The organism is Nonlabens sp. MB-3u-79 (assembly GCF_002831625.1).
Lineage (GTDB): Bacteria > Bacteroidota > Bacteroidia > Flavobacteriales > Flavobacteriaceae > Nonlabens.
Map to the genome: position 1 here is coordinate 2,360,901 of NZ_CP025116.1, position 21,492 is coordinate 2,382,392.

Annotated in this window: 20 protein-coding genes and 1 tRNA gene; 8 read left to right on the forward strand and 13 right to left on the reverse strand. The window is 36.2% G+C overall.

The window, feature by feature from the left end:
- Positions 1-65 precede the first annotated feature (65 nt).
- Positions 66-1,307 carry an ABC transporter permease gene (locus CW736_RS10405; protein ID WP_101013877.1) on the reverse strand — a complete coding sequence of 414 codons (1,242 nt, stop codon included), beginning with the start codon at positions 1,305-1,307 and terminating at the stop codon, positions 66-68.
- 123 nt (positions 1,308-1,430) lie between these two features.
- On the opposite strand from CW736_RS10405, the gene hisS reads away from it, so the two are divergent.
- Complete coding sequence (gene hisS, locus CW736_RS10410) at positions 1,431-2,801, forward strand: histidine--tRNA ligase (RefSeq protein WP_101013878.1); 1,371 nt, start codon at positions 1,431-1,433, stop codon at positions 2,799-2,801.
- Positions 2,802-3,018: 217 nt separating this feature from the next.
- Here hisS and CW736_RS10415 read toward each other — a convergent pair whose 3' ends face one another.
- Positions 3,019-8,376 (reverse strand): LamG-like jellyroll fold domain-containing protein, encoded by a 5,358-nt coding sequence (locus CW736_RS10415; protein WP_101013879.1) that lies wholly within the window; start codon positions 8,374-8,376, stop codon positions 3,019-3,021.
- A 298-nt stretch (positions 8,377-8,674) separates the two neighbouring features.
- Here CW736_RS10415 and CW736_RS14280 point away from each other — a divergent pair, with 298 nt between their 5' ends.
- The 3 genes from CW736_RS14280 (at position 8,675) to CW736_RS10430 (ending at position 9,575) form a co-directional block, all read left to right on the forward strand.
- Positions 8,675-8,986 carry a LacI family DNA-binding transcriptional regulator gene (locus CW736_RS14280; RefSeq protein ID WP_262493812.1) on the forward strand — a complete coding sequence of 104 codons (312 nt, stop codon included), beginning with the start codon at positions 8,675-8,677 and terminating at the stop codon, positions 8,984-8,986.
- Positions 8,946-9,233 (forward strand): LacI family transcriptional regulator, encoded by a 288-nt coding sequence (locus CW736_RS10425; protein WP_101013881.1) that lies wholly within the window; start codon positions 8,946-8,948, stop codon positions 9,231-9,233. Before CW736_RS14280 ends, CW736_RS10425 begins: the two co-directional genes overlap by 41 nt.
- 129 nt (positions 9,234-9,362) lie before the next feature.
- A complete protein-coding gene (locus CW736_RS10430) occupies positions 9,363-9,575 on the forward strand; it encodes a substrate-binding domain-containing protein (RefSeq protein WP_157810929.1) in 213 nt (70 codons plus the stop codon).
- 109 nt (positions 9,576-9,684) lie between these two features.
- Here CW736_RS10430 and CW736_RS10435 read toward each other — a convergent pair.
- Positions 9,685-9,758 (reverse strand) — tRNA-Met (locus CW736_RS10435).
- A 146-nt stretch (positions 9,759-9,904) separates the two neighbouring features.
- Between CW736_RS10435 and CW736_RS10440 the strand changes: the two genes are divergently transcribed.
- Positions 9,905-10,294 carry an START-like domain-containing protein gene (locus CW736_RS10440; RefSeq protein WP_101013883.1) on the forward strand — a complete coding sequence of 130 codons (390 nt, stop codon included), beginning with the start codon at positions 9,905-9,907 and terminating at the stop codon, positions 10,292-10,294.
- 50 nt (positions 10,295-10,344) lie between these two features.
- Positions 10,345-11,181 carry an aminotransferase class IV gene (locus CW736_RS10445; protein ID WP_101013884.1) on the forward strand — a complete coding sequence of 279 codons (837 nt, stop codon included), beginning with the start codon at positions 10,345-10,347 and terminating at the stop codon, positions 11,179-11,181.
- Here the strand turns inward: CW736_RS10445 and CW736_RS10450 are convergent.
- The 5 genes from CW736_RS10450 to CW736_RS10470 all read right to left on the reverse strand — a co-directional run bounded on the left by CW736_RS10450 (position 11,178) and on the right by CW736_RS10470 (position 15,689).
- Entirely contained in the window at positions 11,178-11,738 is a 561-nt protein-coding gene (locus CW736_RS10450; RefSeq protein ID WP_101013885.1) for a YqgE/AlgH family protein, read from the reverse strand. The genes CW736_RS10445 and CW736_RS10450 overlap by 4 nt on opposite strands.
- 165 nt (positions 11,739-11,903) lie before the next feature.
- Positions 11,904-12,176: an HU family DNA-binding protein gene (locus CW736_RS10455; protein WP_015363467.1), complete on the reverse strand. Its 273-nt coding sequence runs from the start codon at positions 12,174-12,176 to the stop codon at positions 11,904-11,906.
- A 153-nt stretch (positions 12,177-12,329) separates the two neighbouring features.
- Positions 12,330-13,283: a methionyl-tRNA formyltransferase gene (gene fmt, locus CW736_RS10460; RefSeq protein ID WP_101013886.1), complete on the reverse strand. Its 954-nt coding sequence runs from the start codon at positions 13,281-13,283 to the stop codon at positions 12,330-12,332.
- Positions 13,276-15,159 (reverse strand): ATP-dependent DNA helicase RecQ, encoded by a 1,884-nt coding sequence (locus CW736_RS10465; RefSeq protein WP_101013887.1) that lies wholly within the window; start codon positions 15,157-15,159, stop codon positions 13,276-13,278. Before CW736_RS10465 ends, fmt begins: the two co-directional genes overlap by 8 nt.
- A 2-nt stretch (positions 15,160-15,161) precedes the next feature.
- Positions 15,162-15,689: an AAA family ATPase gene (locus tag CW736_RS10470; protein ID WP_101013888.1), complete on the reverse strand. Its 528-nt coding sequence runs from the start codon at positions 15,687-15,689 to the stop codon at positions 15,162-15,164.
- Positions 15,690-15,758: 69 nt separating this feature from the next.
- Here CW736_RS10470 and CW736_RS10475 point away from each other — a divergent pair, with 69 nt between their 5' ends.
- On the forward strand, positions 15,759-16,046 hold the full coding sequence (locus tag CW736_RS10475) for a DUF493 family protein (protein ID WP_101013889.1): 288 nt from the start codon (positions 15,759-15,761) through the stop codon (positions 16,044-16,046).
- Positions 16,047-16,108: 62 nt separating this feature from the next.
- Positions 16,109-16,792, forward strand: a complete 684-nt coding sequence (locus CW736_RS10480; RefSeq protein ID WP_101013890.1) for a DUF4290 domain-containing protein — start codon at positions 16,109-16,111, stop codon at positions 16,790-16,792.
- Positions 16,793-16,873: 81 nt separating this feature from the next.
- Here CW736_RS10480 and CW736_RS10485 read toward each other — a convergent pair whose 3' ends face one another.
- From CW736_RS10485 to dapB, 5 genes are all read right to left on the reverse strand, one after another.
- On the reverse strand, positions 16,874-17,365 hold the full coding sequence (locus tag CW736_RS10485) for a Dps family protein (RefSeq protein ID WP_101013891.1): 492 nt from the start codon (positions 17,363-17,365) through the stop codon (positions 16,874-16,876).
- Positions 17,366-17,615: 250 nt separating this feature from the next.
- Positions 17,616-18,464 carry a DUF1853 family protein gene (locus tag CW736_RS10490; protein ID WP_101013892.1) on the reverse strand — a complete coding sequence of 283 codons (849 nt, stop codon included), beginning with the start codon at positions 18,462-18,464 and terminating at the stop codon, positions 17,616-17,618.
- A 4-nt stretch (positions 18,465-18,468) separates the two neighbouring features.
- Positions 18,469-19,083 (reverse strand): WbqC family protein, encoded by a 615-nt coding sequence (locus tag CW736_RS10495; protein ID WP_101013893.1) that lies wholly within the window; start codon positions 19,081-19,083, stop codon positions 18,469-18,471.
- Between the two features lie 5 nt (positions 19,084-19,088).
- Positions 19,089-20,750, reverse strand: a complete 1,662-nt coding sequence (lepB, locus tag CW736_RS10500; RefSeq protein WP_101013894.1) for a signal peptidase I — start codon at positions 20,748-20,750, stop codon at positions 19,089-19,091.
- A 40-nt stretch (positions 20,751-20,790) separates the two neighbouring features.
- Complete coding sequence (dapB, locus tag CW736_RS10505) at positions 20,791-21,492, reverse strand: 4-hydroxy-tetrahydrodipicolinate reductase (RefSeq protein WP_101013895.1); 702 nt, start codon at positions 21,490-21,492, stop codon at positions 20,791-20,793.

Consider the following 21,492-nt stretch of genomic DNA (forward strand, 5'->3'; position numbering starts at 1 on the left):
CTGTTTATGGTGATAAGAACCATGATCCTTTGCAGCTAGTTGGGTACAAAAGGAACAACATGACCTTACTCATAACGCAACGCCTCAATAGGGTCTAGTTTGGCCGCTTTTATTGCCGGAATAACACCAGAAGCAAAAGCAATTAAAACAGAAACAATAGTTGCAGCAATAATCGCATTCCACGGGATCTCAAAGGGGATTTCAAAGCCTGCAGAAACAGCATATCCGATAAGCATTCCTAACAGAATACCTAATATACTGCCGTACTGACTAATTAAAAAGGTCTCAATAAAAAATTGCCATGAAATCGTACTGCGTTTGGCACCAAGAGCTTTTCTAACTCCTATTTCGCGAGTGCGCTCGGTAACCGACACTAACATGATATTCATCAATGCAATCGAAGAACCGAAAATGGTAATCAGACTAATGATAATAGCGGCAATATTTAAAGAAGAAGTAATTTGATTTAAGTTCCCTAAAAGCTGATCGCTTTGTACGATTCCAAAATTCTCTTCTTCAATAGGATTGAGACCCCTGATATTTCGCATTAAAACAAGCGCATCGTCTTTTGCCTTTTCCATAAAATTTTGCTCAAATACCTTGACGCTTAAATCATAATTGATATTAGGAGAGGTATAAATACCTCTTGCCGCTTCCATAGGAATAAGGATTCTTAAGTCTACATTATTACCGAAGGTAGAACCTTTTTCTTCTAGAATTCCAATAACGGTAAATTTATGACCTCTAATACTTAGGGTTTTGTCAATTGGATTAAATCCTTGGAACAGATCTTCCTGCATGTCACTTCCTATAACGCAAACTTTAGAATTATTGGATATATCTAGAGACGAGAACATACGTCCTTCGCCTAGTTGGATCCCCGCGTTTTCTGCATAATACTCATTGACTCCAGTAATAATCACTTCTGGTTTGGTTTTTCGGTCTTCACTTTTTACCTCGGCGCTAGTACTGGCTTGAAAAGAAACGCCTACCTGTGTTAAAGGTGTTGTATAGTTTTTCTCAAACTCTACTACTTGTCGGTAATTGATAATGGGATTTACTTTTGTTCTTTTATTACCACCACGACTTTGAAAACTACGGGCGTATTGCTGTACATAAAAAGTATTGGTACCTATTCCTGAGAATCCACTGTTTAAAGTAGTAGAAAGTGCATTCACAGCGCTTAAGATCCCTACAAGAGCAGTAATACCTATAGCGATGATTATGATGGTTAAGATGGTGCGCAATAGCTGTCCTTTGATGCTTTGCTGTGCGATATTTATATTTTGGCGTAGTAATCCTATCATGAAAAGTAAGACTTAAAAATGTATAGAAAGTTACAAGTTCTTCAGGTAAATTATATTTTTATTAAAATTACTTTAGGAACAGACGCGTTATAACTGTTTATATTTGCAGGCTTAATAACAATTATGGCACAGAAACCATCCATTCCAAAAGGTACAAGAGATTTTAGTCCGCTAGAAGTACAACGCAGGCAGTATATCATGAAGATCATCCAGCGCCATTTTGAGCTGTACGGTTTCATGCCTATTGAAACTCCTAGCTTTGAGAACTCTGATACGTTGATGGGTAAATACGGTGAAGAAGGTGATCGATTGATATTTAAGATTTTAAATAGTGGGGAATACCTAAAAAAGGCAGATCCAGACCTGTTGGAAACTGGAAAAGAAAATCAACTGACCGCCCAGATTTCTGAAAAGGCATTGAGATACGATCTTACGGTACCTTTTGCACGTTATGTAGTTCAAAATCAAAACGACATTAGCTTTCCTTTTAAGAGGTATCAAATGCAAAATGTATGGCGGGCAGATCGCCCACAGAAAGGGCGTTTTAGAGAATTCACCCAATGCGATGCAGATGTAGTAGGAAGTAACTCCCTCTTTCAAGAAGTAGAGTTGGTGCAGTTGTATGATGCTGTTTTTACAAACTTAAAACTGAATGCGTGCACTATAAAAATCAATAACCGCAAAGTTCTTGCTGGTATTGCTGAGGTAATGGGAGCAGAAGACAAGCTCATAGACTTTACAGTTGCATTAGATAAGCTGGATAAAATAGGAAAGCAAAAGGTACAGGAAGAAATGCTGTCCAGAGGAATCGATCAACAAGCGATTGATGTTTTGGATCCTGTTTTCTCTCTTTCTGGATCTTATGCAGAAAAGATTGCGAGCATGAAAGAATTGCTCCATAATTCTGAAATAGGATTAAAAGGCATCGAAGAGCTGGAATTTATAAATACTTCTATCACTCAAATGCCTTTAAAAAGTGCCGTTCTGGATCTTGATATTACGCTTGCCCGAGGTTTGAATTATTACACAGGATGTATTTTTGAAGTCGCTGCTCCAGAAGGAGTTGCTATGGGAAGTATAGGTGGTGGCGGCCGTTATGATGATTTAACGGGAATCTTTGGATTAAAAGATGTGAGTGGTGTTGGAATCAGTTTTGGACTGGATCGCATCTACTTAGTTATGGAACAATTAGGCCTTTTTCCAGATTCTGTAAGAGCAGGAGTAGAGGTGTTGTTTATTAATTTTGGGATGAAAGAAGCGCAGTATTGTTCTTTGTGGTTGTCTCGCTTTCGCGAAAGCGGAATCAAATCAGAACTCTATCCTGATGCTGCAAAAATGAAGAAGCAAATGAGTTATGCAGATCGAAATGTGATTCCTTATGTGATTTTTGCTGGTGAAGACGAAATAGCTACAGGAAAACTGAATCTAAAGAATATGGTTAATGGCGAACAATCGCTGCTGACCCCCGAAGAGATTATATCAAAGTTGTCCTAAAGACTCCTGAGTATGGATCTAATATACATCTTAAACACCCTAAAGGTTGTTGTTGATGGAGAAATCAGACCAACTTGATGTGGGCGCTAATGCACATAAGCTTTTGTATATATAGTTTACGTCTGCAGGTTCTTTTAATCTTATTTACCTTTAGTCTATAAATAACAAAAGCCTTTGAATAATTTCAAAGGCTTTTGTGTTTGCGTATTGGAGTGTCTTACTGAATGATCACTTTTCGTGACTGCATACCGTAATTAGTTTCCATAACTACAATGTAGTTACCGCGGGCTATATTTTGGGTACTCACCGTGATGATACCGTCTTGATTTCTAACATCCCAATTTTGTACTTGTTGTCCTAACATATTAGTAAGAGCGATGGATTCAATAGTGATTTCCTGTCCTTTTTTAATATTTAAAGTATCCATACCATTAGGAGTGTAGACCACTAAATTACTTTCTGCTAGTGCTACATCTTCATTACTTAACGTAGTAGGGTTGTTAAACACAATAGAATAACGTGTTGTGTTTGTTCCAGCAACTAACCTTGGACTTGTGTACATACCAATCATCAAATCTGTATATGTTCCTAAAACAGCATCTTTAAGAAATATTTGCTGTGTTGGATCTATATTTTTAATGTCATCTAACTTGATGTTCATAGTTCCTTCAGCTTGCATTTTTACCATTAATGGCAATTCAACAGTAGCATCCAGGTTATTTATTCCTTGAATACTAAGATTCTTATTTCCTAAAATGAATGCCATATCTTCCATTTGTACACCGATTTGCACACCGTCAAAAGCATGATCATAGTTCATACTAGCATTAGGGTCTATAGTCAATAATAGTTGTCTGTGGATGGTGCTAGGACTATCAAATCCCAATCTAATTTTAGGTCTAGGATCGTTATAGTTGTTATAGTCTGCATAGGCATTGCTACCAGCATCACTTCCTGGAGCAGCAACAAACAAGCTGTTTCCAGAAGATTCGGTTACAAATTGACGTTGGTCGTTTCTAAATTTAATAGTACCATTTGTAATTCCAGAAACAAAAAATCCTTGGGCAACAGGTATAAAACGCTCTGGACGCTTGGTAGCAATTCCTCCTTGGTTAACGTCAGGATTAGAGGTACCATAAGTTGCAGTAGATACACCACCAGAGAAGTTGTACATAGCATAACCTCCTTGATAGCTAGCTAAGATATGCGTACCACCACCCCAGTGTTCCCAAAAGTATAAGGTACCGTCTAGGTTAGGATTATCTAAAATAAATTCATGGGCATCTAAAGCACTCGGATATGGATTACCAATTAAGTAATCGTTCCCTGAATTAATAGGCAAGTCAATATCCCCGTTGTTAGGCTTTCCTACAAAAGCATAGTTTTGTTCTCCGGTTGCACCAGTTCCTTTCATTGTAAATCCTTCACCAGCTTTCATAGCTCCATTAGGACCTACATACTGCCAGTTAGCATATACGCCACTAGTTAAGTTTCCATATTTGTACAACCATCTTCCAGATAGAGTAGCTGCGGTAGTTGCATCTCCTGCGGTACCATCTGTCACACTGGTAGTGGTCCAGTTTAAATCTCTAGGGTTGTCTACTAGAGTTCCATCTTTAAGAGACTCAGCTAGTGTGTAGCCATTATTAGCAGTGTTATTATTAGTAATACTCACTGGAGAAGACCAGTAGTTATAGTCATATGTTACCCCAGTACCTTGTTGATCTCTTTCGATAAATCCAGTGGTGGTACTTAATAAATCACTGTCTGTAGTTTGAATTAATTGAGATTCTCCCTTAAGATCAATGGAGCCTTGAAGATCAAGAACGTGAGTTATAGTAAGTCCATGATCGTTATCAACATTCATTTCATTGCTTTCTACAAATAAGCCTAGTAAGGTTATATCTGAATTTGTAATAGTAACCTCATTATTAGTTTTCACAATGTTCCAGTTTATTTTTTCTACGATTCCATTGATGACACGAGTACTTCCTGGGGTATAAAGAACAGAACCATTTTCCCAGCTAGAAGTATTTTCCCAGTCACCGGCACCTATAGATTTATATGGTAATGGAGCGGATTGAGTTTTCAATTCAAAGTAACTCTCATTTGCCATTCTACCATATCCTTCATTAACTGATTCGTCATTTAAAGAAGTTCCAATAAAACTATTCATACTGTAATAAGCAGATAAGCTCGTCCAACTCAATCCATCCAATTCATTTTTAGTGATGGTGCTTGGAACAGTTTTACCAGAAACAAGGTTGGCATTTTCAATTAATTCTTGATTCATGATGAATCTGATTTGATTTTCAGTTAAGGCCTTGTTCCACATTCTGATTTCGTCAATTTCTCCATGGAAAAGATCGTAAGCGGTTTCATCTTCATCTATTCTAGCACCTATACCTAATAAATTTCCATCTGGAACAGGAGCAGAGAGTGTTGCTTCAATGTCCAACACACCATCAATATAGATTTTTGCAGTACTACCGTCATATGAGAAACCTATATGTCTCCATACACCGTCACTTAAAGACGTATTAGAAATTATTTCTTCTAACGAGCTGCCGTTCCATCTTAAAGTAATACGATTGTCATTTCTAAGAGAAAGTTGAAAACCAGTTCCATTTGCTCTTTTTGCAACTATGGTTCTTTCTGTGTTGGTGCTGTTTGCACCTTCACTTAAAATCCATGCACTTGCTGAAAAAGTACTTCCTAAACCTTGTGGGTTGTCTACGATAATATGATCATCTACACCGTCAAAATCAACACTTCTATCTTCAAACATCACATCAGAAACAGCAAGAGTGAAATACTTAATTGCATCAAAGTTGTAAGAAGCTCTTTCATAGATTCCATCGTTTACGAAGAATCTTGTTTCCAGACCAGTAGTAAAGGTTTCATCATCTGCCATCATAAGCACATATTTTCTATTTGCTGTTAAGGCTGGTAGACCAACAAAATCAGTGGTAGCAACTCTTAACTCTGTAGTTGCTATATCAGTAGAGGTTTGCTCCTCTATCTTCCATACACGGTTCATTCTCGTAATGTTAGTCAACACTGCATTTGAAACACCAACATCGTGATTTATTATTGTACTGTTGGCATTGATATCTTGTCCATTATGACCCCAGAATAAAAAGTCTTTATCATTTTCAAAGATCTGGGTGTTTTGCGTTCCTAAGTCTTCTACGCGATTTAAAGCTACAGCTACTATACTCGTAGAGTTTTCACTTTTAGATTGCTTTTGAACCAATTCTGATTTATCATCGCGTCCTATTGCAGCAACATCAAAGTTGAAGTTCGTGTTAGCAGCGTAGTTCCACACAATATTATCATCAGAATCAAGATAATCCCAATCAGCTCTGTGGTCATCTAATGTACTCGTAGGGTTGTGAAGTGATACACCATTTTTGATTGCTAAATAAGAATATATTCTTTGTTGTACGGCATTAGATTTTCTATCTCGGTAACTAAAAACTTCAGTTATTTCCCCATTTAAGTGCGTTTCAAATGGTAACCCATTTAATTGGTAACGCCCTGCGCCTATATAAAAAGGTTTGTTGGTAAAGCTAGAAAAGTTTAAGGTTTCTCTAGAAACTTGAGTTACTCCAGTTTGATTGTCAATTTTACGTCCATTCAAATAGATTTCTGTTTGATTGTTTGCTGGATTATTTTTCACATTGAGGATGTGTACATCATCAAATGTTCCAGTAGCGTCAGAGAATGATCTTCCATAACTACCATCTGCTGGATTTGTTTCAGAAACAGTACCAACACTATGAGCAATAACTTCATCATCAAATCTTACTGATACGGGTCCCCAACCTAATCCAGAAGGATCTTTTGCTGGGTTAACAGGAGCGCATTTTGCTCCTAGAAGCATGGTTTCACCCGCTAGTTGCCCCGTCATATCTATAGTACTGCGTACCACAATCCAGTAATCGTTAGAGTTATACCCTCCTTTACCTCTTAAGTGTTGTTGTTGGGTTCTATCAAAAGCAACGGTAGCGTTAAAGTTGATGTTATTAGTCGTATTGTTAGCATACACTGGTGCGTTTGCAGGTATTTCAAAAGCATCGTTATCTAGTGCTTGATCTTCCCATAATGGTAATAGTGCTCCATCAGTGGATGGAATATCTTGAGATCTCAACCAAAGTGTCAAATTATCATTTACATCAGCTGGTCCATCAATAGCATTATCTGTTATTGTTTTTCTACCAGTGATGATAATATTGTCAAATAATGCTCCATCATCTGTAGGAGTAGAACCATCGCTAGCAAAAGCAATTCTAATTCTAAGATTAGCATTGTTTTCAACTGAGCTAGGTAATATATGTGTAGCTTCTTCAAATCTACTTAAAGAAGAGGTTAAGCTAGAGTTGTCTCCTGTCCACGCATCTGCATTGTTAGCAAACCCATCTACATCTGTAGAATTATACCAATTCACACCTGTAGTATCTGAACCTAATGTGATCCATGTAGATCCACCGTCATCACTGTATTGAACTCTCATACCATCCTTGTTGTCGTTGGTATTTGTTCTAAAATCTATGTAAAATTTAAGGTCGGTATATCCTAAAGTAGAAATGATAGGGCTGGTTACCGTAGCCGATTTATTAGAAGGGTAATCGTTCCAGTTATCAGTATACCAATAGTCTCCTTCTCCTTTTTCGTTAGTAACAGTTCCTAAGCTAAATTGAAACCCACCTGTTGTTGAAGGACTCCATCCAGATGCGCCATCATCAAAATTTTCGAAGTATAAAGTAGAAACTGGTCCAGCTGAAACCGCTGTAATGTCAAAATTATAATTTGTCTCATCTGCATCATTTGAAGTGAAACTAATTATTGCATTACTTGTTCCAGTAGTAGCACGTGAGAACTCTACGGTAAAGGTGTCTGAACTTCCAGGAGTAATGGTTGCAACAGGTTGATCTGTAATGCTAAAGTCTCCAGCGTTTGTTCCAGTTATATTAATAGGAGTACCTGAAAGATCTAAATTTGCAGTTCCTGTATTCTCTATAGTGTAGGTAACTGAGATACTCGTAGTTCCGTCAGCAGTACCTAAATTAGTAGCATCAGTAGTACTTGGAGTGGTGTCGTTATCAGAAATAATAACTCCATTTCCTAAAACAGCTACTTCAGGCGCAGCAGCACCACAACCACCTCCATTTACGTTAAAGTTAAAATAGGAACCGCTTTGACCACTGTTTAAACCAGTGCTAAGGACTACGTTTCCACCTGAAGTAATAGTAGCTGTACCACCGCCATCCCAGCCATCATTTTGGCTATCATATAATCTGGCTCTGTAATCATTCCCGTCTGATAAACAACCTAAATTGATAGTTGCATAATAAGCAAGCGCCGACCCATTATAACACTGAGCAGGGTTACAATACCTGGCTATTTCAGTTCCAGAAGGATCAAATATTAATATATAGTTTTCACCAGAATAAGCTGGCCAACTTATATCTAAATTAACTTGACTCGTTTGTGCAATACTCGAAAAGGAATATAAAGCAACAGATATGAACATTATAATTTTCCAAAGGGTAGAAAGAGTAAATTTTTGCATGATCTTTTTATTATTTTATTCAGGTACACGAATATAACGGTTGTTCATCGTTAAAAAACGTATTTTAGCAATATAATCGCTAAACAACGTAATTATCATGCATTTAATCGATTTATTATCTTTTTTAGACTAATATTTTAAGATAAAACTATGTATTTAATCAGATATATTTGTATTTTTAACTTGTTTATTAACATATGATAATCAAAAAAAAACAAGTTTTCAGTGCTTAGCAATACTCGCATATTTCCTTTTGTAGCATTTGAAGTATGAAAAAAAGAAAGGATCCTTAAAGCAGTTGGCAGATTTGATAAAATATTCGATTTCGACAATTTCTAAATCCTTGAACCACAGTGAAGAAATCAAGAGCGATACAAAGTTTAAGATTATGGAGGCTGTCAAAGAGCTAGGCTATACGGATTCCAAAGTATCCTTTCCCAGCAATAAAACAGTCGTTGTGATGATTCCAGACATAAGGAATGACTTTTTTGCTCAGGATTTAATTGGTTTAGAAGATGCTGCAACAGAGAATAACTTTAAAATCATCAGAGGCTTTTCAAATGGACCCTATGATCAAGAGGTCGCTTATTTTATCTGCTTTAAAAAATGAAACCCTTGTGGGCTTTATAATTGCTGCCGCAAGGCAATCACAACGGATTGAAAAACACGAGCCTTTTGAAGAACTCATTGATTTAGGAATTCCATTAGTTATGTTTGATTCTGTAATTGATGAGTTGGAATGTGATAAAATAGTTAATGATCATTATCAATCTGGGCGGAGAGCGTTGGAGTGCTTGTTAGAAAGTGGTAATAGAATTATTTGTATCGCGCTAGTACTACAAGTCTATCAAGTGTAGGTAAATTAAGAGAAAAGGGTATTAGAGTCAGTGTGGAAAAGAATGAAAATGTAAACTTCCAAGTTATTACAGCATCTGACGAAAAGGAATCTTCGAGAAAAACAGAAAAGGCTTTGAAACTTGATGGTATTGAGTCTATTTATAGCATTAGATCAAATAGCAGGAGTCTTAGCATTAAATAAAGCCCTCCAATTGCATATCAAAATACCAGAAGCACTACAGCTTATATGCTATTCCAATGGACTTTTATCTTATTATTCCTTTCTGAAAATGTCTGTGATTGATCAGCATTCTAAAGAAATAGGTAAGGAAGGCGTTCATCAGGATGATGAATCTCATTAATGACACTAATAAAATAAAGGTAACTCGCGTCCATACCTTGAAATCGTGGCTGAATAAAGAGAAACTACTTAGGTAATAAAAAAGCTCTTACCGTAAAGTAAGAGCTTTGTAGCGTGGGGCGGGCACGATCCGCCGACCTCAGCATTATGAGTGCTGCGCTCTAACCAACTGAGCTACCACGCCATTTTGGTAATACACTTTGTTGTTTAGCGGCTGCAAATATACATCTATTTATTTTTTTATTCCAAACCTTACTCATTATTAATTTTGATTAATTTTCTTTTTTTAGGAATGAAATTAAACCCTATATTGCCACTAAAGTTTATTAAATGCAAGACCCAATCAAATTTGAACTTGAATTTCCAATTCAAGCATCACCGACTTTGTTATACCAACATATTGCAACGCCATCTGGAATGTCTGAGTGGTTTGCTGATAATGTAAATAGTCGAGGCGAATATTTCCGATTTATTTGGGACGGTCAAGAAGAGAAAGCAAAAATCCTTAAACGCGTCTCTGGTGAAAGAGCACGTTTTCAATGGGATTATGATGAGGACACTAAAAAATATTTTGAAATTAGAATTCAAGTAGATGAAATTACTAAAGATGTCTCTTTAATGATTTCAGACTTTGGTGATGATGAAGATGAGGTGGAAGAACAAAAAATGTTCTGGGAAAACCAAATAGGAGCACTAAAAAAAGTCTTAGGGTCTAGATAATACCCTAATTAATATTTAAATTTGAGCCCTGGATTTACAGGGCTTTTTTTATGGTAATAATCAATAAAGAATTTTTAGAAGAACAAAATGCTGTTATCCCTTATGACAATAGAGGGACCTTTTATGGTGATGGGGTTTTTGAAACCTTGAGGTGTTATAACGGTAAGGCATTACTTTTTGAAGAACATTATTTTAGATTAATGTCTAGTATGCGCATTTTACGCATGGATATCCCACCATTTTTCACTCCAGAATTTCTGGAGGAGAGCATTCATGAGTTGCTTTTCAAGCAAGGATTACATAAAAATCACGCAAGGATAAGAATTAGTGTTTGGAGAAAATCAGGAGGTTTGTACACGCCAAATGACTTATCAGTAAACTACTCGATTTCTTCTTCTATTCTGGAGGATATTTTTATAAATGTGACAAATAATGAAGTCGATCTATTTAAAGATCATTTTGTTTACGCTTCCATGTTAAGCACTTTAAAGACTACCAATAAAGCAGTAAACATTCTTGCAGGGATTTATGCTAGCGAAAATGATTATGATGATTTATTATTGCTCAATCAAAATAAGATGGTTGTGGAAGCTATTTCAGGAAACGTGTTTTTACGTAAAGGAGATCAGATCAAAACGCCACCTATTGACGACGGTTGTTTGAATGGTATTATGAGAACTCATATTATCAAGCAACTTAAAAAGATGCTCAACTATAATTTTGTAGAGGAAACCATCACTCCTTTTGAATTACAAAGGGCAGATGAAATCTTTACTACCAACATGATCAGGGGTGTTCAAAGTATTACTAAGTACCGTAAAAAGAGTTATACTAACGAAACTGCAAGCGAGTTGATAGAATCACTTAACGAAACCTTTTTTGATTAGTTATAAGAAGGATTTTCTGGAGCGTTAGACCACAACTCGTAGTCACCACCTAATTTCTTCATCTTCTTTTTCCAAATATCATGCATGTTATTGGAAAGAAGGTTTTTACTATCTGTGTTTTCTACGACTACCCAAGAATTAGATTCTAACTCATTCTCTAGTTGATGGCGTTCCCATCCTGAGTAACCTAAAAAGAATTTAATTTCGTCGCCAGTAATACTTCCTTTACGAAGTAAATCACTTACTGCGTGAAAATCTCCACCCCAATAAATGCCATCTTCAATCAAATAAGAGCCTGGAATTAGGTCTGGAATATTGTGAAGAAAATACAAATTATCGGTTTCTACAGGTCCCCCTTGGTAAACTTCTAGTTTTAATGTTATTTCTGGTATTAATTGATCAAGAGTACAGTCTAATGGTTTGTTGAGGATAAAGCCCACAACCCCCTCTTTATTAAATTCAGTGAGTAAAACCACCGAGCGTGAGAAGGAATCATCTCCTATTATGGAAGGTTCAGAAACTAAAAGACTTCCTTTCTCCGGGGTTACATTTTTCATAATCTTATCTTAGTACTCTTAAACTTAGTGAAAATTATTGAATATTATACTAGTTTTTATGTAATAGCGTAAGAATCAAATAAAATCCCTAAATACGATGAATAAAAAAAGCCCCAACCTTAAATTAATTAAGTTGGGACTTCTAATGGTTTAAACTAATCTAAATTAGTTTACAGCTTTTTGTAAATCGCTACCTGCTTTGAATTTTACAACTTTTTTTGCAGCAATTTTGATAGTCTTACCAGTTTGCGGGTTTCTACCTTCACGTGCAGCTCTTTTAGAAACTGAGAAAGATCCGAATCCTACTAGGGATACTCTATCTCCTTTTTTAAGAGAACCTTCTACATTTCCTAAGAAAGATTCTAATGCTTTTTTAGCTGCTGCTTTTGAAATACCAGCATGCTCTGCCATTCCTTCGATTAAATCTGTTTTGTTCATAATTGAATTTAAATTAATGTTGGTTAAACTAAAACGTTGAACAAATTTATACGGAATATGCGACCACACAAGGATTACAGTGTAAATCTCAACAATTTGTTCATAAAACCGATAAATTGTTAATAACTATAGGCGTTTCAAGGAGATTTCTCCTTAAGCCACGTCAAATCTAGCATCTGGAACAAACGTATATCCATTCAATAGATCTTTTATTTTCAGACGCTTTTTATTAGGTAACTGTAATTCTTCTATTTCTATCATGTTTGTACCACAAGCCACGAACATCTCGCCGTTTTCGATAACAAAACTACCTGGGGTCATTTTATGTTGTTTTTCAACGACTTTGCTTTTGTGAATTTTTACAACCATCTGCTCTTTATTATATAAAGAGGCTTTTGCTACTGGATAAGGATACAAACCTCTTATGAGTGCATCAACAGCCACAGCACTTTTTGTAAAGTCGATTAGAGTATTTTTACTATCGAGTTTAGGAGCTTCTTTTAAATCGGTATGATCTTTTTGTACCGTAGTAGAAACTGTCCCTGTAGCGATGCTATTCACTGTCTCTAGGCTTAGTTCTGCTCCCATTTTCATCAACCTATCATAAAGAGTTTCTACGTTCTCTAAGGGGCTTATAAGGGTTTCTTGGTTTGAGATAATGGCACCAGTATCAATTTTATCATCTATAAAAAAAGTGGTTACGCCAGTGACTTTTTCTTGATTTATAATTGCCCAGTTGATAGGGGCAGCCCCTCGGTACTGAGGCAAAAGGCTTGCGTGAAGGTTAAAGGTGCCTAAAGAAGGCATTTTCCACACGGCTTCTGGAAGCATTCTAAATGCTACGATAACTTGCACATCTGCCTTAAAGGAAGCAAGTTCCTCTAAGAAATCCTCAGCTTTTAAGTTTTTAGGTTGTAAAACGGGAAGACCATGTGCTACCGCATATTTTTTTACATCACTTTCGTTTATTTTCCTTCCTCTTCCAGCGGGTTTGTCTGGAGCGGTCACTACAGCTGCTATTTCATGTTGTGATTTATGCAACGCATCTAATACACCTGTAGCAAATTCGGGTGTACCGAAGAATACAATCTTTATGGACTTACTCATTGATTTTATATTTATTATGGCTCGTTAAAAGAACCTTTCTTTGTTCTAGTAATGTTTTGAGATGTGCTACAACCACATCTTTATCTTCGTTCATTTCTTTACAGATCTGTTGACTATCAAGCGGCTGATTTTGTAGTGCGATAAGGATTTGTTCTGAAGTGGTACGCGCTACTATCGGCGCACAATTACTACAATTTCCACAATCGCGGTCTGTTTCTTCGTCAAAATACTCCAAGAGCATTCTATTGATACAAGTTGTAGTATTGGTTACCAGCTGTACTAATGATTTTAGTTTATTCAGCCGCAACGTATTCTGTCGTTCTAGTTCTCTTGAGAATCTATTGATCGTGCGATCATCATCTCTAGGAGTTAAATAGGTGATTTGTAAATCGGTATTGGTAATAGTAGCCTCTATCAATTCTTGATCGTGCAGCAATTGCAGGGTTTCATTTACTTCTTCTTCACTCGTATTACTTCTTGTAGCGATCAAAGCAGTATTGATTTGTAATACGTGATTTTCACTGCTTCCATAGGTACGCAATATGGCCTGTATAATTGCATTAGCAACAGGTCTGTTTTGGGCAAAGGAAATGATTCTTGTTCCGCTTTCGCGAAAGCTTACACTGCAACGTCTCCTATAACCTTGTGCAAGACTGATGACACTAAATCTGTCTAAGGCATTAAGGGCGCTGTAGGCTTGCATACCATTTAACTCATAAGTGGCGCAAAATCTTGAAAATGATAGCGTATGGGTTTGCTCTTCTCCTTCACCTATGGCAATTCTTAAATAATTGGATAATTTGCGATAGATCAATTTGAGGTAATCTGCTGTAGGTTTTGATTTTACAAACTGATTGTATGCGTGTTCAATATCGTTGCGATTGTAAATAAAATAAGCAATACTGTCAGCGCCATCTCGACCAGCTCTTCCAGTTTCTTGATAGTAACTTTCAACGCTGTCGGGCAACTGCATGTGAACCACACTACGCACATCTGGCTTATCTATTCCCATACCAAAGGCATTGGTCGCTACCATCACCTGTATTTTATTATTCATCCAGGATTGTGCAGTGCGTGATCGTATTTTATTAGAAAGACCACCGTGATAGAACCCTGCAGTAATTTGAGCTTGTTGAAGGAGTAAGGTGAATTCTACGGCATTCTTTCTACTCCTTACATAGGTGATACTGCTACCGGGTTGAACGTTGTAAAAATGGCGTAGTGCTTGTCGTTTATCTCCAGTATTTTCTATTTTATAATGGATGTTGGAACGCTCATAACTAGACTTAAATACTCGTGCATCTTCTAGTTCCAGAACAGTCACTATGTCCTCTTGCACCGCTTTTGTTGCTGTAGCTGTTACCGCAATTATAGGAACTCGCGGGTGTAATTCTTTTAAGGTAATGATCTGTCGGTAGGCGGGTCTAAAATCATGACCCCATTCACTGATGCAATGTGCTTCATCAATAGCGATTAGATTGACATTCATTTTAAGAACACGCTCCTTCACTAATGCTTGTTGCAATCGCTCTGGACTCATGTAAAGAAAATCATAATTTCCATAAATACAATTATCCAGTACATCATCCAGTTCTTGATAGGAGATACCACCAGTAATTCCTACCGCTTTGATATTTCTCTTTTTAAGTTGATCGACTTGATCTTTAATCAAAGCAACTAGTGGTGAAATAACGATGCATATACCAGGAAGTTGTATTCCAGGAATTTGATAACATACAGATTTCCCTCCACCGGTAGGTAACAAGGCAAGAGTATCCTTACCTTCTAATACACTGGAAATAATTTCCTGTTGTAAAGGTCTGAATAGGTCAAAACCATAAACGGTTTTTAATATGTCTAAGGATTTATTTATCAATACTATAAATGATCATTAATAAAAGTAAGACGTTTCTCTATATCAAATTTAGGAACGTTAATAGGGGCGTAGCCTAATTTGTTATAAAAGCTATTGAGAATACCTCCTAAAATCACCGCTTGCTCATAGCTTTCATAACGCTCATTGTCACTCTCATATATTTCCTCCCATGGTGGTAAAAAGAAGACCATATCGTATTGGTGCTCTTCACTGGCCTTGATAAATTCTGCTGGAATATCATCCCCTGTAAACTCATGATAGGCAGGGATGTCGGGAATGCCTCTGTCATAAAAATGGATCCCCTCTGTAGCCTTCTTGAATTGTAAAATACGACCAGCAAGCAACTCATTGCTAAAAGCAAGCGGGTCGGTTAGAAAAAGTCGCTCTATACCTTGCTGTTTTGCTTTTGCTGTTACTTCCCTAGAGATTTCATGATGTACGTTAAAGCCGTTTTTTTCAATAGCTCTAAGAACACTAGTTTTTCCAGATCCAGGACCACCGATGATTAAAATTCTTTTAAGTTTTTTCATAACAGTACAAAATAACTAAATCTATGAATAGCAATCGAGCGTATCATGAATTATATTTGCATATATACTATGGAAAATAAAAATACAGAAGAGTTTTATGCAAAACTAAAGATTCAGCTGGCAGACACGAGTTTATGGCCTTCTAAGTATTTGTATAAATTTATAGTCCCAACGCAAGGAACACAAATCTCAGAGATAGAAGCACTTTTTGATAATACAGGAGCGGTAATAACGACGAAAGAATCCAGTAAAGGAAAATACACCAGTGTTTCTATTGTAGTAAATATGAAAAATCCTGATGCAGTGATCTCTAAATATAAAGAGGTCAGTAAAGTTAAAGGAGTTATCTCTCTTTAATAGTTTATTTATTCTATTTTGTGTATTTTGCAACACTTCACATTAAGTAATACCATTTCAATTTGATATCATCATTAGAATACAATACGGAGCGCAACCAGCTTGTTATACCAGAATATGGGAGACATATTCAAAAGTTAGTGGAACATTGTAGAGCCTTAGAGACTAAGGAAGAACGCAATAAGATGGCCACTGCTATTATAGGTGTGATGGGTAATTTAAATCCACATTTAAGAGATGTCGCTGACTTTCAACACAAACTATGGGATCAATTATTTGTTATCGCAAATTTTGATTTAGACGTAGATTCCCCATATCCTATTCCTGATAGAGAAGAGCTTGCGGCTAGACCAGCAAGAATGTCTTATCCTCAAAAAAGACCTCGATACCGATTTTATGGAAATAACATCCAGGGAATGATCAATGTTGCTCTAGGATGGGAAAAAGGAGAGAAAAGAGAAGCACTTGCGTATATTATTGCAAACCACATGAAGAAATCGTTCTTAAATTGGAACAAAGACTCTGTAGATGATGCGGTTATTTTCAAGCACCTCTTTGAATTAAGCGAAGGGGAGATCAATCTTGCGGCAAAAGAAGAAGATCTTTTAGAATCTAAAGCCTTGATTTATCGCAACACAAGTACCAATCGTTCTAATACCAACGACAATAAGCGTCAGCATGGTAAAAAGAACACGAGGAATAACAGTAGCAGTAGTAGTAATAGCAACAGAAGGAGAAGAAATTAAGTTCCTTTCTTTTTTACACATTATAAAAAGCCCCATTTTAATTATAAAATGGGGCTTTTGATTTTTAATAAATAATCTAGATTAAATAGATTTTCTGGTATCTTCAGAGTTCATTCTCCAGGCATCTAACATCCAAGAAGTAGTTTCTAGTTCTCTGATGTAAGCGCCAATTAAATCAATGGTACCCTCGTCTTGACACGCTCCAGCTGTCGCTACAACTTTTGACATTTGAGAAAGAATAGCTCCATGGTCTTCTATTAAATTATTCACCATTTCCAAATCAGATAATTCTGACTTGGTTTCTTTTAAATTAGAAATTTTTAAGTAATCACTATAATTGGATGTAGGTTGATACCTTAGGGTTAAGATACGCTCTGCTATTGCATCAATTTTTATAATGGCATCGTCATACATTTCTTCAAATTTAACATGTAAATCAAAGAAAGAGCGTCCTACAATATTCCAATGGTAATTTCTTAATTTTTGGTAATACAAGTGGTAATCAGCTAATAAAATATTAAGTTCTTTGCTGGTGTCTTTTGCTTTTTCCATATTGAAGTTTAGGTAATTCATTATTTTTATTTTTCTTGTTGTTTTTTTTGATGGTAGTTTAATCTAAGTTAAGACATCAGTGCTCCAAGATTTTGTTTCCATAACTCGTTAACGGTTGATCCTTTGTCTTTCTTTCCATTTTCTTTTCCATATTTCAATATAATCATATACAGTTCGACTTTTTATGAAATTGAAGTTAAAATGTGTTTATAAAATCACAAATCAGTAGAAGGAATCCGGTTATAGTTTGAATCTATTAGGTAAAGTTGAATTATTTAACAACAAAAAATGTTTCAAAACTTTTGTCTGTTAATTGCATCCAGAGTAATGGTGCAAACCCTCTCTCCAAGCTATCGTTGGTGAGTGCTAATGCTTCATGGAAGGTATAGGAAGTAAGTAATTCTTGTGGTGTCATTTTCCACGCATATTTTTCTGGTAGAAAATAGGTGTTTTCAGTTTCCGCTTTCGCGAAAGCGGAACTCTTATAATAATACCCAGTAATACTCGATTTATGAATGTATTTAAATTTATGATCCCATAATTGATGGGGTATGAATACATGTGCCAAAAAACAAACTTGCTGTTTTATTTTTTCTACAGCAATATCATGACTCTTTAATAACTCCACAGCTTCTGCAGTGTAGAGTAAAGGGAGTTGATGGTTTTTAAGATGCTCTAATTTCCGTACCAGATTATCTCTGCCGTTGGGACCTTGATATTTGTTGAGCTCTTGAAGGACTGGTGATTTCTCAGTACTTGTGATGGTAGGATTATAAATGTAAAACTTATAGACTAACTCTATGTGTATAGTGGAATTAGTACGCAGATCCTTAATGACATAGTCCAGTTCTCCTTTGGTGATCTTCCCTTTAAATATCTGTATATTAGATAGTAATAATTGATAATTACTGGATTGCTCCACACAAAACTTGAAAAAGTATTCGGCTCTTTTACCCAATAAAGTTCCTTGAGGTATCACTGGTAAATCTAATGACTCTTGATCCTTTAGATGATCAAAAATAAAATTTGATAATCCGAACTGTTCTAGTCCCAGTAAAGTTCCAGACCACAAACTTGCCGTTTTATAAAAAGCTTTAAAACGTTCCAAGTTGCTTTGCATAGGTCTATAATTGAGGGTATTGATTTTTTAGGTAAGCACCAGTAGCTGGTCCTAAGTTGAATAATACATCAAGACCACTCAAAGGTTGTGTAAACCCATGCTTTTCTTGAAACACTTGTATATAAGGGCTTATATGCATAAGCGGGCGGTCTTTAGCATGAATTAGTCGCTTGGCTAGTGGATCGTTTTGATAGTCTTGAGTGATTTTTATTTCTCTATGCAGTTGCAAGTGTTCTAATAAAAAATGAAGTGTTTTAATATTCCATTCGATTAAAGAGGTTGGAATGTCTTTAAAAAGCATCTCGAGATCATCTTGATAATATTCAAAGTAAGGACTGCTGTAATAAGCACTTTTAATGCTTTTTAAATGAGTAGTCGCCCAATTTTGTGAATGATCTATTTCAATTGAGTTATAGGGTACCGAATTTCCTTTTTTTTGATGTATTACAGGAATGTTAAGTGCGAGTTTACCATTTGCCGCAGCGATGTAAGTTCTATTGCGATAGGTCTGTTTAACGTAACTATCTTGTGTTTCTAAAAGAAGGCTTGAAGATTTATGAATATGAACGAGGGCTATTACATCCACAAAATACGATGGATGAATAATGATTTCATTCATAACTTTTAACTTCTTACTTTTAATATTCTTTTTACGATAAAATATCCAGCCACAACAACAAGGAAATAAATTAAGTAGGAAGTAGGCTGTCCAGGGCCATTTACTGTGGTGAACATTCTTTCCCATCTAAAACCATTAGGAAACGATTGATTACCGTCATAACTCATCCATACAAATACGGGCTTCCCAACCACGTGATTAAATGGCACGTAGCCCCAGAATCTACTATCAAGACTGTTATCGCGATTATCTCCCATAAGCCAATAATAATCTTGCTTAAAAGTATAAGAGATGAGTGGTGCGCCATTTAAAAGTACTTGGTTTCCTTTTAAAGTGATGTCCTGAAAAGTATCCATTTCACTTCCTTCATAAACTTCAATGATTCTTTCAAAGTATGGGATATTCTTATAGTCAATGTCTACGGTCATTCCTTTGGCAGGAATCAAGAAAGGGTCTCTATCATCGGCATTGTTTGATGTTCTTCCATCATAGGGAAAAACATTAGGTCTCATATAAAGGGAGTTTTCGTCCTGTAGGTCTCTTAAGGCCATACTCATAGGACTTCCTATGTCCCTGTTTTGTCTTTCTACATTAACCACATGTCCAGAGGCTTTTATTTTTTCTATGGCTTCTTCTGTAGCAGCTTTAACAAAAAATGCTGGCCTGCCAGTTTTTAAATGAGAACCAAATTGAAACCCATCAGTGATGTCATAGGTAAAGAAAAACTCTTCTCTTGTTAATCTACTTCCATCTGGGAAAACCATTTCTTGATCTGTCTGAGATACAGCATCGGTTTCTATGACATAGGAGTGCTGAGGCTTTGCGCGTTCAGGAAGTATTAATTTATCTCCATTGATAAAGATAGCTCCATTTTTCATAGACATCGTATCGCCGGCGATAGCTACACATCTCTTGACATAATTGGATTTTTTATCAATAGGCTTGTAATGAAATTTCCCATCATCATTGGGGTACGAATTAATGGTATCTGTAGGGTAATTAAAAACTACAATATCATTGCGTTTTATTTTTTGAAATCCCGGAATTCTCGCATAAGGCAATTGGGGTCTGGCTAGATAGCTCTTTACACCCAAAATAGGAATGGTATCGTGTACCATTGGGGCCGCAATAGGGGTCATAGGTAGTCTTGCACCATAATGAAATTTACTTACAAATAAGAAATCTCCAGTAAGCAAGGATTTCTCTAAGGAAGAAGTTGGAATGATAAAAGGCTGCATCACATAGGTATGCACGATAGTAGCTGCTATAACAGCAAACAGAACGGAGTTGGTCCATTCTCCGGCAGCTGTTCTCGGATTTAAATCCCTTTCTTCTATATGACGTAAGGATTGTGTATAATTAATGTAATAGATGTAAAAGCCTAAACTAACCACACCTAAAATAGTATCTAACCTTTTATTGTAACCGAAGGATCTCAGTGTATCTACCCAGACGACGATAAACATCATGATATTTACCACTGGCAGGAATAAAAGGATGGTCCACCACCATGGTCTATTCATTATTTTCATTAAAATAACCGCGTTAAAAACAGGAACAAATGCTTGCCATGCCTTATACCCAGTAGCAACGTACATTTTCCAAGTTCCTAGTCCATGTACCAGCTGGATTATTAAAAATACGATTAACCATTCTGTCCAATTCATAATTGATATGTTCTAATGTGATAAAAGTGTTTAGGTTGTGTTACAATCCTAATACATCTTTCATCGTGTATATTCCTTTTTTATTAGTAATCCACTCTGCGGCAATGATACTTCCAATTGCAAAGCCATCTCTAGTTTGTGCCGTATGAATAATTTCTATACGATCTATTTCATTTTGATAGGTAACACTATGTGTTCCCTTTACCTCATTTTCTCTCAGGGCCTCTATAGGTACAGAGTTCTTTTTTAAGGTATTACCTAGATGCCAATTCTCTTTCCTTAGGCTTTCTGAAAGTCCTTCAAATAAGCTAATTGCCGTGCCGCTAGGGGCATCTTTTTTTTCTGTATGATGAATTTCTTTCATTTTTACATCATACTCGTTAAACCGGCTCATCATTTGAGCTAATTTCTTGTTGAGTTCAAAGAATATATTCACTCCTAGACTAAAATTAGAAGCATATACCAAACTGGATTTATGTTGAGAAACCAGCTTTGTAATTTCAGCAATATGCTTGTTCCATCCAGTGGTACCGCATACTATTGGTATCTGTGTTGGAATCAAATACTTTAAATTTCCCAGGACACTTTCTGGACTTGTAAATTCAATAATAACATCGGCTTTTGTAATGTCTTCCATGGAGTCGTTGCGCCCCACGCGAGTAACTACAGTATGACCGCGTTCTAGTGCTATTTTTTCAATAGCCTTGCCCATTTTACCATATCCTAATAATGCTATTTTCAT